This window comes from Leifsonia sp. RCC_180 (assembly GCF_058138205.1).
The window spans coordinates 1,429,930-1,445,344 of record NZ_CP200340.1 but is presented as its reverse complement, the minus strand read 5'-3'; the positions used below and the strand labels follow the sequence as shown (position 1 = coordinate 1,445,344).

15 protein-coding genes are annotated in these 15,415 nt (G+C 67.8%); 10 read left to right on the top strand and 5 right to left on the bottom strand.

Translation table 11 applies throughout. The features are described 5' to 3' along the window. Nucleotides 1-59: 59 nt before the first annotated feature. Nucleotides 60-470, top strand: a complete 411-nt coding sequence (locus AB7E03_RS07090; RefSeq protein WP_489940545.1) for a DUF3054 domain-containing protein — start codon at nt 60-62, stop codon at nt 468-470. 50 nt (nt 471-520) lie between these two features. On the opposite strand, the gene AB7E03_RS07085 is transcribed toward AB7E03_RS07090, so the two are convergent. The 3 genes from AB7E03_RS07085 to AB7E03_RS07075 all read right to left on the bottom strand — a co-directional run bounded on the left by AB7E03_RS07085 (nt 521) and on the right by AB7E03_RS07075 (nt 3,668). Continuing rightward, nucleotides 521-1,633: an aminopeptidase P family protein gene (locus AB7E03_RS07085; RefSeq protein WP_489940544.1), complete on the bottom strand. Its 1,113-nt coding sequence runs from the start codon at nt 1,631-1,633 to the stop codon at nt 521-523. 25 nt (nt 1,634-1,658) lie between these two features. Further along, nucleotides 1,659-2,834 (bottom strand): acyl-CoA dehydrogenase family protein, encoded by a 1,176-nt coding sequence (locus AB7E03_RS07080; protein WP_489940543.1) that lies wholly within the window; start codon nt 2,832-2,834, stop codon nt 1,659-1,661. A 78-nt stretch (nt 2,835-2,912) separates the two neighbouring features. Further along, nucleotides 2,913-3,668, bottom strand: a complete 756-nt coding sequence (locus tag AB7E03_RS07075) for an SDR family NAD(P)-dependent oxidoreductase (RefSeq protein WP_489940542.1) — start codon at nt 3,666-3,668, stop codon at nt 2,913-2,915. A gap of 58 nt (nt 3,669-3,726) precedes the next feature. Between AB7E03_RS07075 and AB7E03_RS07070 the strand changes: the two genes are divergently transcribed. Further along, nucleotides 3,727-4,350, top strand: a complete 624-nt coding sequence (locus AB7E03_RS07070; RefSeq protein ID WP_489940541.1) for a TetR/AcrR family transcriptional regulator — start codon at nt 3,727-3,729, stop codon at nt 4,348-4,350. 9 nt (nt 4,351-4,359) lie between these two features. Further along, a complete protein-coding gene (locus tag AB7E03_RS07065) occupies nt 4,360-5,340 on the top strand; it encodes an aldo/keto reductase (protein ID WP_489940540.1) in 981 nt (326 codons plus the stop codon). Nucleotides 5,341-5,404: 64 nt separating this feature from the next. Here the strand turns inward: AB7E03_RS07065 and AB7E03_RS07060 are convergent, their stop codons facing one another. After that, nucleotides 5,405-5,674: an endonuclease domain-containing protein gene (locus tag AB7E03_RS07060; protein ID WP_489940539.1), complete on the bottom strand. Its 270-nt coding sequence runs from the start codon at nt 5,672-5,674 to the stop codon at nt 5,405-5,407. 405 nt (nt 5,675-6,079) lie between these two features. Between AB7E03_RS07060 and AB7E03_RS07055 the strand changes: the two genes are divergently transcribed. Continuing rightward, nucleotides 6,080-6,253 (top strand): hypothetical protein, encoded by a 174-nt coding sequence (locus tag AB7E03_RS07055; RefSeq protein ID WP_489940538.1) that lies wholly within the window; start codon nt 6,080-6,082, stop codon nt 6,251-6,253. Nucleotides 6,254-6,495: 242 nt separating this feature from the next. Here the strand turns inward: AB7E03_RS07055 and AB7E03_RS07050 are convergent, their stop codons facing one another. Then, nucleotides 6,496-7,707 (bottom strand): MFS transporter, encoded by a 1,212-nt coding sequence (locus AB7E03_RS07050; RefSeq protein ID WP_441782974.1) that lies wholly within the window; start codon nt 7,705-7,707, stop codon nt 6,496-6,498. Between the two features lie 262 nt (nt 7,708-7,969). Between AB7E03_RS07050 and AB7E03_RS07045 the strand changes: the two genes are divergently transcribed. From AB7E03_RS07045 to AB7E03_RS07020, 6 genes are all read left to right on the top strand, one after another. Beyond that, complete coding sequence (locus AB7E03_RS07045; protein WP_489940537.1) at nt 7,970-10,465, top strand: ribonucleoside-diphosphate reductase subunit alpha; 2,496 nt, start codon at nt 7,970-7,972, stop codon at nt 10,463-10,465. A gap of 124 nt (nt 10,466-10,589) precedes the next feature. Further along, nucleotides 10,590-11,579: a ribonucleotide-diphosphate reductase subunit beta gene (locus AB7E03_RS07040; RefSeq protein WP_441781631.1), complete on the top strand. Its 990-nt coding sequence runs from the start codon at nt 10,590-10,592 to the stop codon at nt 11,577-11,579. Between the two features lie 20 nt (nt 11,580-11,599). Continuing rightward, on the top strand, nt 11,600-12,496 hold the full coding sequence (locus tag AB7E03_RS07035; protein WP_489940536.1) for a sulfurtransferase: 897 nt from the start codon (nt 11,600-11,602) through the stop codon (nt 12,494-12,496). A gap of 201 nt (nt 12,497-12,697) precedes the next feature. After that, complete coding sequence (locus AB7E03_RS07030; protein ID WP_489940535.1) at nt 12,698-13,597, top strand: ABC transporter substrate-binding protein; 900 nt, start codon at nt 12,698-12,700, stop codon at nt 13,595-13,597. 5 nt (nt 13,598-13,602) lie between these two features. Next, nucleotides 13,603-14,586: an amino acid ABC transporter permease gene (locus AB7E03_RS07025; RefSeq protein ID WP_441781634.1), complete on the top strand. Its 984-nt coding sequence runs from the start codon at nt 13,603-13,605 to the stop codon at nt 14,584-14,586. Continuing rightward, entirely contained in the window at nt 14,583-15,359 is a 777-nt protein-coding gene (locus AB7E03_RS07020; RefSeq protein ID WP_441781635.1) for an amino acid ABC transporter ATP-binding protein, read from the top strand. Before AB7E03_RS07025 ends, AB7E03_RS07020 begins: the two co-directional genes overlap by 4 nt. Nucleotides 15,360-15,415 lie beyond the last annotated feature (56 nt).

Genomic DNA, 15,415 nt, shown 5'->3' with positions numbered 1-15,415 from the left:
GGTATCAACACGGGTGCCGCCCAGGGAATGCTCGGGGGTCTCCGCGTAGCCTGGAGCCCGTGAAATCTTGGAGGACCGCGCTGGCCGCATTCGTCATAGACGCGGCATTCGTGACCCTCTTCGTGCTGGTCGGCAGGCGCAGCCACGCTGAGGCGACCACCGTGTCCGGCATCGCCGAGACGCTCTGGCCGTTCCTGGTCGGGCTGCTCGTGGGATGGCTGGTCACCTGGGCGTGGCGCCGTCCTCTCGCCATCGTCTGGACCGGCATCCCCGTGTGGCTGATGACCGTCGCCGTCGGGATGCTGATCCGCACCTCCGCGGGGCAGGGTGTGCAGCCGTCTTTCATCGCGGTCGCCGCGGTCGTGCTGGGCGTGTTCCTCGTCGGGTGGCGCCTCGTGGCCCTTCCGATCGCCCGGCGGCGGCGGAGTGCGGAAGCCGCTCCTGCGGCGTTGGAGCGCCCGACCCGCTAGGCCGACCTCAGCCGACGCGACCTCGCCCGACCCAGCTCGGCCGACCGGCCTCACCCGACGATGTGCAGTTCCCGGCTCGAGTTGTTCAGGCGATGTGCGCCGTCCTCTGCAGCAACGACGATGTCCTCGATGCGGACGCCGAATCGTCCCGGCAGGTAGATTCCCGGTTCGATGGAGAAGCACATCCCGGCTTCGATGGGACGCTCTTCTCCCTCGACCAGGTACGGCGGTTCGTGCGTCGTCACGCCGATCCCGTGCCCGACCCGGTGGATGAAGAACTCGCCGTAGCCGGCATCCCGGATGACACGGCGCGCGGCTCGGTCGATCTCCTGACATGGGACACCGACTGCGACCGCCTCGAACGCGGTCTGCTGTGCTCGCTTGACGACTTCGAAGACCTCGTGCTCTTCGTCGGTCGGTTCGCCGACGTGCACTGTGCGTGTGGTGTCGGAGCCGTATCCATCGAGCAGGCCTCCGAAGTCGAGCACCACCATGTCGCCGTCGGCGATCGTGCGCCCGCCGGGCTCGTGGTGAGGATCTGCTCCGTTGGGTCCCGAGGCGACGATCGTGAAATCGACCTGTGTGTGACCGTGCTCGCGGAGCAGTCGGTCGAGTTCGGCCGCCAGGTCTCGCTCGGCGCGTCCGGCGAAGGGCAGCCGCAGGACGTCTTCGAACGTGGCGTCGGCCGCGGCCCCCGCGGCAGCAAGCCGGTCCACCTCGTCAGCGGTCTTCACCGCCCGGAGGAGCGGCAGGGCGGTGGAAATCGCCGCGAAGCGCGCTGCTGGCAGCTTCTCTTGCAGGCCGAGGAGATGCATCGCCCACGTCGAGTCGGAGATCGCGTAGCGACCGTCCGGTCGGAGCAACGCGGCCGCAGGAACGTACTCGTCCTCGCCGTCCGCCCAGTCGATGAGCCGGATGGCGCCGGCCGCGCGGGTCTCCGCCGCACCTCCGTGCTCCAGCGCGGGCACGAGCATGGTCGGCTCGCCTTCGGCCGGAATCACCAGCAGAGTGATGCGCTCGGTCGTCGCCACCGGCAGGTAGTCGGCGAAGTAGGCGAGGTCCGGACCGGGCGCGACGACGAGTCCGTCGAATCCTGCCGCGTGCGCCTGAGTGGCCCCGCGCTCGAGGCGCTCGGCGAAGTGTCGCGCGGTGATCTCCTTCATGGTCGCTGCTCCCTCCGTGCCGCGGCTAGTCCTCGACCGGCCCGAGCCAGGCATTGGCGACCGTGTTGTGGGCCGACTCCGCATCGGACGGGTGGAAGAGGCCGGCCAGCACATCCCGGTACAGGCGTCCGAGCTCGTTGCCCGCGAAGAAGGTCGAGCCGCCGGAGACACGGATGGCCTGATCGACCACGCGGCGGGCCGTCTCGGTGGCGCGTACCTTCAGGCCGACCAGTTTCGGAAACCACAGTCGCCCGTGGTCGGCGAGCGCATCCACGTCGCCGGCGAGAGCATCCAGCTGGGGGAGTAAGGCGTCTTGTTCGATGGCCGCCTCGGCGACCCTCCACCGGATGTCCGGATCGTTCGCGTAGCTGCGGCCCTCGTTCTTCAGGCTCGTGCGCCGGTGAGCCGCCTCGACCGCGAGCTCCAGGGCACGCGCGCCGATGCCGGTGTAAACCGCGGCGAGCAGGATCTCGAAGTTGGCGAAGATCGCGAACACCAGCGGATCGGGGTTCGGCCCGGGGTCGAGCCGCCTCACGATGCGGTCGGCGGGCGCGGGCGCTCCGTCCAGCACCGTCGTGTTGCTCTGCGTCGCGCGCATCCCGAGCGTGTCCCAGTCCTCCCGGATCTCGAAGCCGCCGCCGGTGCGCTCGATGAAGCCGTACACGATCTTGGGCGCGTCGGGGCTGGTGCTGTCGAGCCCCATCGTGCCCAGGCGCGTCCACGCGGGGGAGAGGGAGGTGAAGATCTTGCGGCCGTGGAAGCGGTACGACCCGTCGGGCTCTGGTCGGGCCTCGGTCGTGGAGCCGAACAGGACGAGGTCGTTGCCCGCCTCGCTCAGTCCGAAAGCGAAGACCTCGCCCGCACCCGCTTCACGGAGGACGAATTCGAGCGAGACGTCACCGCGGTCGTGAAGGGTCTTCGCGATGCCGGTCCAGACCAGGTGCATGTTCACCGCGAGCGCCGTCGCCGGTGCGGCACCCGCCAGTCGAACCTGGAGCCGCGCGGTCTGCTGCAGGCTCAGTCCGAGCCCACCGAACTCCGTAGGCACGAGCGCCTTCAGATAGCCGGCGTCGGCCAGTTCGGCGAAGTCTTCCGTGAAGAAGCGGTTGTCGCGGTCGTAGCCCGCCGCACGCTCCCGGATGCGGGCCAGGAGTTCGTCGGTCAGCGGGTCAGCGGGTGCGGGGGCGGGGTGCTCGGTCACGATCCTCAGAGTAGGGGAGCGTGACCGAGCGCGGCAGTCCTCGGGCGCAGCTGTGGATAAGCGGCGCCTGTGGACGGATCACTGAGCCGTGTAGCCGCCGTCGACCAGGTGGTAGCTGCCCGTGATGAAGCTCGCGGCGTCGGAGGCGAGGAAGGCGACGAGCGCCGCGACTTCCTCCGGCTCACCGAGCCGACCCAGGGCGTGCTTGCCCTCCAGGAAGCTCAGCGCGTCCGCATCCATGTTCGAGGCGACGAGCGGGGTGCGGATGAAGCCGGGGCCAACCGCGACCACGCGGACGCCCTTGCCGGCGTACTCCAGGGCCGCATTCTGCGTCAGGCCGAGCAGCGCGTGCTTCGCGGTGACGTAGGCGGAGGAGTTCGCGAAGCCGACGCTTCCCAGAATGGAGGCCATGTTCACGATCGCGCCGCCGCCATTGGCGCCGATCGCGTCGAGCTGGGGCTGCATGCCGTAGAACACGGCGTTGAGGTTCACCTCGATGACCGCGCGCCAGGAATCGAGCGGATAGTCGCCGACCGGGGCGGAGGCGCCTCCGATGCCGGCGTTGTTGACCGCGATGCGCAGGGGAGCGAGCTCGTTCGCGGCGGCGACGCTTGCCTGCGCGAACTCCGGGTCGGTCACATCGCCCGCGAGCGCTGCGGCCGTCCCGCCGGCGGCCTCGATCTCGGCGACCACCGCCTTCGCGTTCGCCTCGTTCAGGTCGGTGACGAGAACCGAAGCACCGCTCGCCGCGAGGGTCAGAGCGATGGCGCGGCCGATACCCGAGCCGCCTCCGGTCACGATGGCGGACCGGTCGGCGACGTCGTACTGAGCCATGGGAAAACTCCTTTCGTTATCCGACAGCTGTCGGATAACTCCATTGTACGATCGTTCGGTGGACGCACGCCAACAGAAGACGCTCACCCGGCTGAGCGCCACGATCCTCGACCTCGCCTCGCGGATGCCGGTCACCGACGTGACCGTGTCCGCGCTCGCGGCGGAGGCCGGAGTGCACCGTTCGACCGTCTACGAGTACGCCTCCTCACCCGCCGACCTCCTGGAACGCGTGCTTCGCGCCGAGCTCGACGCGCTGCGTGCGGAGCACCTCGTCGACGTGGAGCCGCGGGACGCGGCCGCCGCCGTCGTCGCCGTCACGCGCGCTGTGCTCCGGCATGTCGACCACTACGACGTCATCTACCGGCGGGGCCTCGGGGCCGAGAGCGGGACGGCCAGCCTCCACGCGATGCTCAGCGAGCACTTCCAAGGGTCCATCAACCTGCTGCTGGAGCAGCACAGCGTGGTCGTGCCGGCCCGCGACGAGATCGAGCGCGAGGCGATCTCGCGGTACCTCGCCGACGGCACCATCGGCGCGATCGACGCCTGGCTCACGCGACCGCGCCCACGGGACGTGGATGCGTTCCTCTCGTTGGTGCGGCGGCTCACGCCGGCATGGTGGCCCGGGACCGGTGGGATCGGGGACGCCGGGGTCGGAGCGGTCGACACGACGGGCGCGGCATAGGCTGGAAGCATGGAACAGCGCATCCTCGGTGGAACCGGTCGGGAGGTGTCGGTCGTCGGACTCGGCACGTGGCAGCTCGGAGCGGACTGGGGCGACGTCTCGGAAGAGGACGCGCTCGGCGTGCTCGAAGCGGCCGCCGAGTCCGGAGTCACCTTCTTCGACACGGCCGATGTGTACGGCGACGGCCGCAGCGAGCAGATCATCGGGCGATTCGTGACCGAGCATCCCGAACTGCCCCTGACCGTCGCCACCAAGATGGGACGGCGCGAAGCCCAGGACCCGGCGAACTTCACGCTCGAGAAGTTCCGCGAGTGGACCGACCGCTCGCGGCGGAACCTCGGCGTCGACCGGCTCGACCTCGTGCAGCTGCACTGCCCGCCCACGCCCGTCTTCTCGACGGATGCGGTCTACGACGCCCTCGACACGCTCGTCGAGGAGGGCGCGATCGAGAACTACGGCGTCAGCGTGGAAACGGCGGATGAGGCCCTCGCCGCGATCGCCCGCCCGGGGACGGCGACCGTGCAGATCATCCTGAACGCGTTCCGACTGAAGCCGCTCGACCGGGTGCTTCCCGCGGCGCGGGAGGCCGGCGTCGGGATCATCGCCCGCGTGCCGCTCGCCTCCGGGCTGCTGAGCGGCCGGTACACCGAGCAGACGACCTTCGCCGCGGACGATCACCGCAACTACAACCGCCACGGCGAGGCGTTCGATGTGGGCGAGACCTTCTCGGGCGTGGACTTCGCAGAGGGAGTGAAGGCGGCGCGCGAGTTTGTCGAGCTGGTCCCGGAAGGCGCGACGCCCGCCCAGGCCGCGATCGCCTGGATCGTCGCCCAGGACGGTGTCACCACGGTCATCCCGGGTGCGCGCTCGCCGGAGCAGGCGCGCGCGAACGCGGCCGCCGCATCCGCTCGCCTCCCCGACGCCTTCGACGCCGGAGTCCACCGCATCTACGACGACCACTTCCGCGCCGCCGTCCACCCTCGCTGGTAGCGCTGCGCGCGCCCGGCCGAGTGGTGACATCAGGTCGCCACTCGGGCGAAATTTGGACATCTACTCACCATTGGCCGAGGACGGCACGCTGCAACCGGGCCAGCAGAGACGCCGGAGCGGCCACGTCCGCGGCGGTCACGCGGATCACCCGCCAGCCGAGGTCCTCGAGCCGACTCTGACGGTCGATGTCCTTATGCCATTGGCCTCGGTCGGTGCGGTGGTGATCGCCCTCATACTCGAGTGCGAGTCTCCGCTCGGGATACGCCAGATCGACCCGCGCGACGAAACTCCCGTCGCGCTCGTGGATGCGGTGGTTGAGGGAAGGCGGCTCCATGCCCGCATCGGAGAGGATAACGCGCAGCAGGCTCTCCGCCGGTGACTCCGAACCTGACCGAACGAGGGGGAGGGCGCAGCGCGCTGTCGCCATCCCACGCCGACCTGTGCATGACTCAAGCTCGCTTGCGAGAGACTCGGGAGTGACTAGCTTATGCATGAGGAAGTAGTCGCCCACCGCTATCAACTGCTCCCGACGCAAGTCAGCGGCGAGAGCGAGCCACGTCTGTTCCGGCGATGTCAGCGGTAGTCCGCGGAGATCGAGTATCGCCACCCCGCGCGCGACATGACCTGAGACACCGGCGATCTGCGGAGCGCGCAACGGCGCCTCGACGGTGACGTGGATGCGGCACTCGTTCTCGAGCGTATGCGGGAGCGGTGCGCAGTAGAGACGAGCCGCGGTCGCATGGCTGAAAGCGAAATCCGTGCGATGAAGGAGCAGCGCCTGGCAGCGGGCGACGAGGTCGGCGTCGGCGGGTGCGCGGACGCCTCGAACGGGTCGCGTCAGGTCGCGAGCGCGCAATCGGGCTGGCGAGACGCCCAGGAGGGCGGCGTCGGAGGTGCGGAACGGCGCTCGTGAGAGCTGGCGGGGAAGGGGATCAGCGGTACGGCCCATGCCCACACCTTGCCGTGGTCCGGCAATAAACGTTCCGATCTCTCCACAAGCCGAGATCGAGTGGTGAGTCGTTGCGGTTATCTCCGTCGAGTTGCGACGTCTTGTCGCAACTCGCGGATGGAGGGAGGGAACGGGGACGCGGAGGAGTATGGGACGGGACAGCCCGGGACCGCACGGGATGACACCGACTGACGCCCGCGCGCCGGTCAGGAGGGCTGGACCGGGACGGGCTCCGTGTCGGGGATGGGGGACGCGTCGCGGCCGCGGAGGTCCGGGTGGATGCGGTGCGCGAGGGCGGGGACCACGAAGCCGACCGCGGCGAAGGCCCCGGCGACCCAGAAGGCTCCGACCGGTCCGACGCCGTCGATGAGGAACCCTGCAAGCGCCGACCCGAGGGCCGCGCCGATGAGCTGGCCGGTGCCGACCCAGCCGTACGCCTCGGCCGTGTCCGAGAACTTCACGCTCGCCGACACGATGGCGAACAGCACCGCGAGGGCGGGCGCGATACCCACGCCGGCGATCAGCAGGGTGAGCGACAGGCCCCACCACGACCAGAGCATGAAGGACGAGAGCACGACGCCGATGAACACGATCAGCATGCGCCGAGCGGTCGCCCACGGCCCGATCGGGATGTGGCCGAACGCCAGGCCGCCCACCAGCGACCCGAGCGACCAGATGGCGAGCACGATGCCGGCGAGGGGCGAACCGTCGCCGAACGTCGCGACGACACCCGCCTCGACCGCGGAGCACGAGCCGATGAGCAGGAACCCGACGACCGTCGCGAGCAGCACGGGCGGCCGCGCCAGCACCGTCCCGAACCGCCGTTTGCTGCGCGGGATGCGCACCCGCCCGACCTCCGGGGAGGAGATGAACCAGCAGCCGCCGGCCAGCATGATGGCGACTGACATGAGGATGCCCTCGACCGTGCCGAGCTGGGTCGAGACGAACGTGATCGCGACGGGGCCGGCGATCCAGATGATCTCCTGGGCCGATGCATCGAGCGAGAACAGCGGGGTGAGCTGCCGCGAGTTCACCATCTTGGGGTAGATCGTGCGCACGGCCGGCTGGATGGGCGGCATGCTGAGTCCCGCGAAGAACGCCACGCCCATGGTCAGCGGGATGGGCATCACGAAGATGCCGATCGCCGCGACCGCCGCGGAGCAGAACCCGAGGGTCGTCCACAGCACGACGCGCATCCCGAGCACGCCCATGAGCCGGCTGGTCATCGGGCCGGCGATCGCCTGGCCGATGCTCATCGCCCCGAGCACCAGGCCTGCCGCACCGTAGGAGTCGTGGACCCGCTCGATGTGGAGGAGGAAGGCGAGCGAGAGCATCCCGAACGGGAAGCGCGCGGTGAGCTGAGCCGCGATGATGCGGGCGACGCCCGGCGTCTTCAGGAGGCTCGAATAGGTGCTCACAGCCATCCACACTATCGGTCCGCGGAGCGGTTCCGGGGAGTCTCCACAGGGCGCTATCCCCACTTCGCGGGGTGTGGAAACTGTGCATAAGTTCTCCCCACCTGTGGACGACACGCCCACTAGATGTGGGGGAATGGAAATGTCGGACCCCCGCTATATAGTGGTCGAGCACACAGAGCCGGTCAGCCTTCCCACGATGCGAGAGGGCACGGTTCGGCGGGGATTTCAGCCGCTCAGGCGGCACATCGAAGAGGGAGAGACAGTGGGTATCACAGTCGTGAAGCGGAACGGCGAGCGGGAGCCGTACGACGCCAACAAGATCAACCTGGCCATCGAGAACGCGGCCCAGGGTCTGGACGACAACATCACGTGGGTGACGCAGATCGCGAGCGAGCTCGAGCTCACTCTGTTCGACGGCATCACGACGCAGCAGCTCGACGAGGCGGTCATCCAGGTCGCCCTCCAGAACGTCAAGGACGACCCCGCGTTCGACACCGTCGCCGCACGCCTCCTCCTCAAGACGATCTACAAGCGCGTCCTCGGCGACTACGAGAGCCACGACGAGCTCGTCGAGCTCCACACCTCCCGCTTCCGCGGCTACATCGAGCGCGGCGTCTCCGAGACGCTCCTCGACGGCCGCTTCACCACCGCTTTCGACCTCGACCGCCTCGCGGGGTACCTCGACCCGTCGCGCGACGAGCTCCTGAAGTACATCGGCGTCGTCACCCTCAACAACCGCTACGGCATCAAGGCGCGCAACGGCGACTCGCTCGAGGTGCCGCAGTTCTTCTGGATGCGCATCGCGATGGGCCTCTCCCTCAACGAGGCCGACCCCACCAGCCACGCGATCGCGTTCTACGACAAGATGTCGAAGCTCGAGTACCTGGCCGCCGGATCCACTCTGGTCAACGCAGGCACGGCGTACCCGCAGCTCTCCAACTGCTTCGTCATGGAGATGCAGGATGACATCGAGCACATCGCGAAGAGCGTGCGCGACGTCATGTGGCTGACCAAGGGCACCGGCGGCATCGGCCTCGCGGTCACGAAGCTTCGTGCGCAGGGCTCGCCCATCCGCTCGAACAACACCACCTCGACCGGCCCCATCCCCTTTATGCACACGATCGACTCGGTGCTCCGCGCGGTCAGCCGCGGCGGCAAGAAGTTCGGCGCCCTCTGCTTCTACATGGAGAACTGGCACATGGACTTCCCGGAGTTCCTGGACCTGCGCCAGAACTCGGGCGACCCCTACCGCCGCACCCGCACGGCGAACACCGCCGTGTGGATCAGCGACGAGTTCATGAAGCGCGTCCAGAACGACGAGGACTGGTACCTCTTCGACCCGCTGGAGGTCGGCGACCTCAACGAGCTCTACGGCAAGGCGTTCTCCGAGCGCTACGCCCACTACGTGGCCGAGGCCGAGGCCGGCAACCTGCGGATGTTCAAGAAGATCAGCGCCCGCGCGCAGTTCAAGGACATCCTGATGAGCCTCCAGACCACCAGCCACCCGTGGCTGACCTGGAAGGACACGATCAACAACCGTGCCCTCAACAACAACACCGGCACCATCCACCTCTCCAACCTGTGCACCGAGATCACGCTGCCGCAGGACCGCGACAACGTCTCGGTCTGCAACCTGGCGTCGATCAACCTCTCGCGCCACCTGGTCGACGGGAAGATGGACTGGGAGCGCATCGAGGCGAGCGCACGCCAGGCGGTGCGCCAGCTCGACAACCTGATCGACATCACCGTGTCGAGCGTCGACGAGGCCGACTTCTCCAACCAGCAGAACCGCGCGATCGGTCTCGGTGTGATGGGCTTCACCGACATCGTCGAGCGCCTCGGCATCAGCTACGAGAGCGAGGAGGCGTACGCCCTGATCGACGAGATCATGGAGCACGTCTCGTACGCCGCCATCGACGAGAGCGCCGACCTGGCGCAGGAGCGCGGCGCGTACCCGAACTTCGAGGGGTCGCGCTGGTCGAAGGGTCTCGTGCCCTACGACTCGATCGCCCTCACGGAGGCCGACCGCGGCGTCCCGATCACGGTCGACCGCACCATCCGCCTCGACTGGGACCGCCTGCGCGAGAAGGTCAAGGGCGGGATGCGCAACGCGACCCTCATGGCCATCGCGCCGACCGCGTCCATCGGTCTCGTCGCGGGCACCACGCCCGGCTTCGACCCGCAGTTCTCGCAGATCTTCAGCCGGGCGACCTCGTCGGGCAAGTTCCTCGAGGTCAACCGCAACCTGGTCGAGGCGCTGCAGGAGCGTGGCCTGTGGCAGGACGTCCGTGAGGCGATCCTGCGTTCGCAGGGCGACATCCAGAACATCGCCGAGATCCCGGACGAGGTGAAGGCCACCTTCAAGACGAGCTTCCAGCTCTCGCCGTACTCCTTCATCGAGGTCGCGGCCCGTGCGCAGAAGTGGATCGACCAGGCGATCAGCCGCAACATGTACCTCGAGACGCGCGACCTCGGCGACATGATGGACATCTACTACGCGGCGTGGGAGAAGGGCGTCAAGACGACGTACTACCTCCACATGAAGCCGCGTCACCAGGCCGAGCAGTCCACCGTCAAGGTGAACAAGGCGGAGGAGATCTCCGGCGGCCGCAAGGGCTTCGCGACCGTCGGTGCCGGCACGCCTGCCGCCGCTCCGGCCATCACCGAAACTGCTCCGGCGCCGGCCCCCGCACGTCGTGGCTTCGGCTTCGGCGGCCTGTCCTCCACCAGCACCACGTCGGGTGGTGAGAACAAGTGAACAGCACCAAGATCGAGGAATACTACGTGCCGGTCGACCCGATGGACGACCTGCAGTGCGAGTCCTGCCAGTAGGCCTGGCCACCACCGCATCCGGCCGTAGAAGCAACGAGGAGAGAACAACGATGGGGATTCTGGGAACAGGAATCGAAGAGGGCCTGCTGCTCAAGCCCGTGAAGTACCAGTGGGCGATGGACCTCTACGACCAGGCTGTGGCGAACACCTGGTTCCCGAACGAGATCCAGCTCGGCGAGGACATCGCCGACTTCAAGCGGATGACCGACGAGGAACGCCACGCGGTCACCTTCCTGATGAGCTACTTCAACCCGAACGAGCTTCTGGTCAACAAGGCCCTCGCGTTCGGCGTCTACCCGTACATCAACGCGGCCGAGGCGCACCTCTACCTCGCCAAGCAGATGTGGGAGGAGGCGAACCACTGCATGTCGTTCGAGTACGTCCTCGAGACGTTCCCGATCGACCGCGGGCAGGCCTACAACTCCCACGTCGACGTGCCGTCGATGGCGAAGAAGGAGGAGTTCGAGGTCGCTTTCATCAAGCGGATGACCGAGCAGACGCTCGACATCACGACGACCGAGGGCAAGCAGGACTTCATCCGCAACCTGGTGGCGTACAACGTCATCCTCGAGGGGATCTGGTTCTACTCGGGCTTCATGGTCGCGCTGTCGTTCCGCCAGCGGAACCTGCTGCGCAACTTCGGGTCGCTGATCGACTGGGTGGTGCGCGACGAGTCGCTGCACCTCAAGTTCGGCATCAACCTGATCCTCACCGTGCTGGAGGAGAATCCCGAGCTGCAGACGCCTGAGTTCGCCAACGAGATCCGTCAGATGATCCTGGATGCCGTGGAGATGGAGGAGCAGTACAACCGCGACCTCCTTCCCGGCGGGATCCTGGGCCTCAACGCCAATTACATCAACCAGTACGTGAAGTACCTGGCGGATCGTCGCCTGGAGGAGCTGGGCTTCGAGGCCGAGTACAAGGTGTCGAACCCGGCCAAGTGGATGGCGACGGCGAACGACACGCTGGAGCTGGTGAACTTCTTCGAAGCCACCAACACCTCCTACGAGTCGAACGCCAAGGCCTCCACCGGACGCTGAGACTCCACCGGACGTTGAGTATGACCACGGAGCCACCTCCGCTGATCACCGCCGCCGCGCTGGACGTCGCTCTCGGGGCTGAATCCCTGTGGAGCGGCGCCGGCCGGCGGCGTTCGTCGTGGCGCGTGCTCGACGTGCGCTGGCAGCTGGGCGGCCCGCCCGGCCACGAAGAGTACGAGCGCGGCCACATCCCCGGCGCGGTATATGTCGACCTCGACACCGAGCTCGCCGGCCACGGTGCGCCGACGGACGGCCGCCACCCGCTGCCGACGGAGGCCGACTTCCAGGAGGCCGCACGGCGGTGGGGACTCAGCGACGGAGACGCCGTCGTGGTCTACGACGACGTCTCCGGTACCTCCGCCGCCCGCGCGTGGTGGCTGTTGCGGCACGCGGGCGTCAGCGACGTCCGGGTCCTCGACGGCGGCTTCGCCGCCTGGCGCGAGGCAGGAATGCCGGTCGAGACCGGCGCGGTGCTGACCGTGCCGGGCACTATCAACGTGCACTTCGGTGCGCTTCCGACCCTCGACGCCGACGGCGCTGCCGACCTCGCCTCCGCGAGCGACGGCGTGCTGCTCGACGCCCGCGCGGGCGAGCGGTTCCGTGGCGAGGTGGAGCCCATGGATCCGCGCCCCGGTCACATCCCCGGCGCCGTCAGTGCACCTACGACCGAGAACGTCGGCGCCGACGGCCGGATGCTGCCCGCGGAGACGCTCGCCGCGCGCTTCGCCGCTCTCGGCATCCACGGCGACACGCCCGTCGGCGTCTACTGCGGTTCCGGCGTCACAGCGGCCCACGAAGCTCTGGCGCTGGTCGTCGCCGGCCTCCCGCTTCCGCCGCTCTACGTGGGGTCGTACTCGGCCTGGTCGAACGACCCGGGCCGACCTGTCGCCACAGGCCCAGCGCGACAAGGGGAGTGACAGCCTGCGTTTCCGTGCCTGATCACGCACGATTCGGAGGTTTCCGACGCCCTCGACGCCGAAACGTGACGGAAACCTCCGCGAAAAACGCCGTTCCCTGCGCGAATTAGTGTTGAGGGGCGGCCCGTCCGCTGGGGTATCCTCCCCTTACCCGTGCAATCACACCACCATTCCTGCACCAGGAAGAAGGACAACGACACTATGCGCATTCGTACCGCGGCACCATTCGTCGCAGTAGCCGCCGTTGCAGCGCTCGCGCTCACCGGTTGCGTCGACAACTCCACCCCCACTTCAGGCTCAACGTCGAGCGCTGCGGCGGATGTGAAGAAGGACGACACCCTCGCGGGCCAGCTGCCCCAGAACATCAAGGACGCCGGCAAGCTCGTCGTCGGCATGGACAACACGTACCCGCCGAACGAGTACAAGGACGACAACGGCCAGCCCGTCGGCTGGGAGGTCGACCTGACCAACGCGATCGCCGCGAAGCTCGGACTGAAGGTCGACTTCGCCATCGCGAAGTTCGACAACATCATCCCGAGCATCACCGGCGGCAAGGACGACTTCGGGATGTCGTCGTTCACCGACACCACCGAGCGCGAGCAGCAGGTCGACTTCGTCAACTACTACTCGGCCGGTATCCTCTGGGCTTCCCAGAAGGGCAAGAACATCGACCCGGACAACGCGTGCGGCCTGAAGGTCGCCGTGCAGTCGACCACGTACGAGGACACCGACGAGGTCCCTGCCAAGTCGAAGAAGTGCACGGACGCGGGCAAGCCCGCCATCCAGGCGCTCCGCTACGACACCCAGGATGACGCGACCAACGCCGTCATCCTGGGCAAGGCGGATGCGCTCAGCGCCGACTCGCCCGTCACCCTGTACGCGATCTCCAAGTCGAACGGCAAGCTCGAGGAGGCAGGGAAGACCTTCGACGAGGCGCCCTACGGTCTGCCGGTCAAGAAGGACTCGAAGCTGGTGCCGGTGCTCCAGAAGACGGTCCAGGCCCTGATCGACGACGGCACCTACAAGAAGATCCTCGACAAGTGGGGCGTCGCTGACGGCGCCGTCCAGTCCGCCGAGGTCAACGCGGCCTCGAAGGGCTGACCTTCATGTCCCAAAGCAACACCGCCCGGCCGGCGACGGGATCCGTCCCGTCGCCGGGCGGGACCCGCCCCGAACCGATCAAGGCGATCAAGCTCCGGCACCCGTGGCGGATCGTCTTCGCGGCCATCCTCATCCTGCTGCTGGTCTGGTTCATCGTGGACGCCTCCCAGCGCGACGCCTACGGCTGGCAGTACGTCGGCAAATACGTCTTCGACCGGCGCATCAGTGCAGCTGCGCTCGTCACCCTCCAGCTGACGATCTACTCGATGATCATCGGTGTGGTCCTCGGCCTCGTCCTCGCCGTCATGCGACTCTCCCCGAACCCGGTGGTGAAGTCGGTCGCCTGGCTGTACCTGTGGATCTTCCGCGGCACTCCTGTGTACGTGCAGCTGGTCTTCTGGGGCCTGTTCTCCCTGATCTACCCGCAGGTCTTCCTCGGCGTGCCGTGGACGCAGGTCGGCTTCGACCTGAACCTCGGGTTCATGCAGAACGCGTTCGTCATCGCCATCATCGGCCTCGCGCTGAACGAGGCGGCCTACATGGCGGAGATCGTCCGCGCAGGACTCCTCTCGGTCGACGAGGGTCAGGAGGAGGCGGCGACGGCGCTCGGGATGTCGTGGTGGCAGACCATGACCCGAATCGTGATCCCGCAGGCGATGCGCGTCATCATCCCGCCGACCGGCAACGAGGTCATCTCGATGCTGAAGACGACGTCGCTGGTGGCCGCCATCCCGCTGACCACGGACCTGTACGGTGTCGCGCGCGACATCTCCGCGGTCACGTACACGCCCATCCCGCTGCTGATCGTCGCGTCGCTCTGGTACCTGCTGTTCACCTCGCTGCTGATGGTGGGCCAGTACTTCCTGGAGAAGCGGTTCTCCCGCGGCGTGAACGCTCGACGCCCTGACCGCAACGACCCCGCGCTCGCGACCGGCGCTCTGCCTGCCGCCGGTGCACCGGACGGCAACGACCTCGGAGGCAAGGGATGACCGACACCAAGGCGACACCGATGGTGCTGGCTGAGGGCGTCTCGAAGAGCTTCGGCTCGAACGAGGTGCTCAAGAGCATCGATCTGAAGGTGAACCAGGGCGAGGTGCTGTGCATCATCGGCCCCAGTGGATCCGGCAAGTCGACCTTCCTCCGCTGCATCAACCACCTGGAGCGGGTCGACGCCGGCCGCCTCTCGGTGGACGGCGAGGTGGTGGGCTACCGCCAGCACGGCGACAAGCTGTACGAGCTGAAGCCGAAGGAGGCGGCCCGCCAGCGCCGTGAGATCGGGATGGTGTTCCAGCGGTTCAACCTGTTCCCGCACATGACGGCGCTCGAGAACATCATCGAGGCGCCGATCCGCGTGAAGGGCCTCTCGAAGGCGAAGGCGGTGGAGCGCGGCAATGAGCTGCTCATCCGTGTCGGGCTGAGCGAGAAGGGTGACCACTACCCGTCGCAGCTGTCCGGTGGGCAGCAGCAGCGCGTCGCGATCGCCCGGGCGCTCGCGATGGACCCGAAGCTGATGCTGTTCGACGAGCCGACCTCGGCGCTCGACCCGGAGCTCGTCGGCGAAGTACTCGACGTGATGAAGGGGCTGGCCGCGAGCGGCATGACGATGGTGGTCGTGACGCACGAGATGGGCTTCGCCCGCGAGGTGGCGGACGAGCTGGTCTTCATGGACGGCGGCGTCGTCGTCGAGTCGGGCGACCCGCGCGAGGTGCTCAGCAACCCGCAGCACCAGCGCACGCAGGCGTTCCTCTCGAAGGTGCTCTAGCCTCCAGCGGCCGGCTCCGGAGTTTTTCGTCCCCGACACGGCGTGTCCCGCGAAAA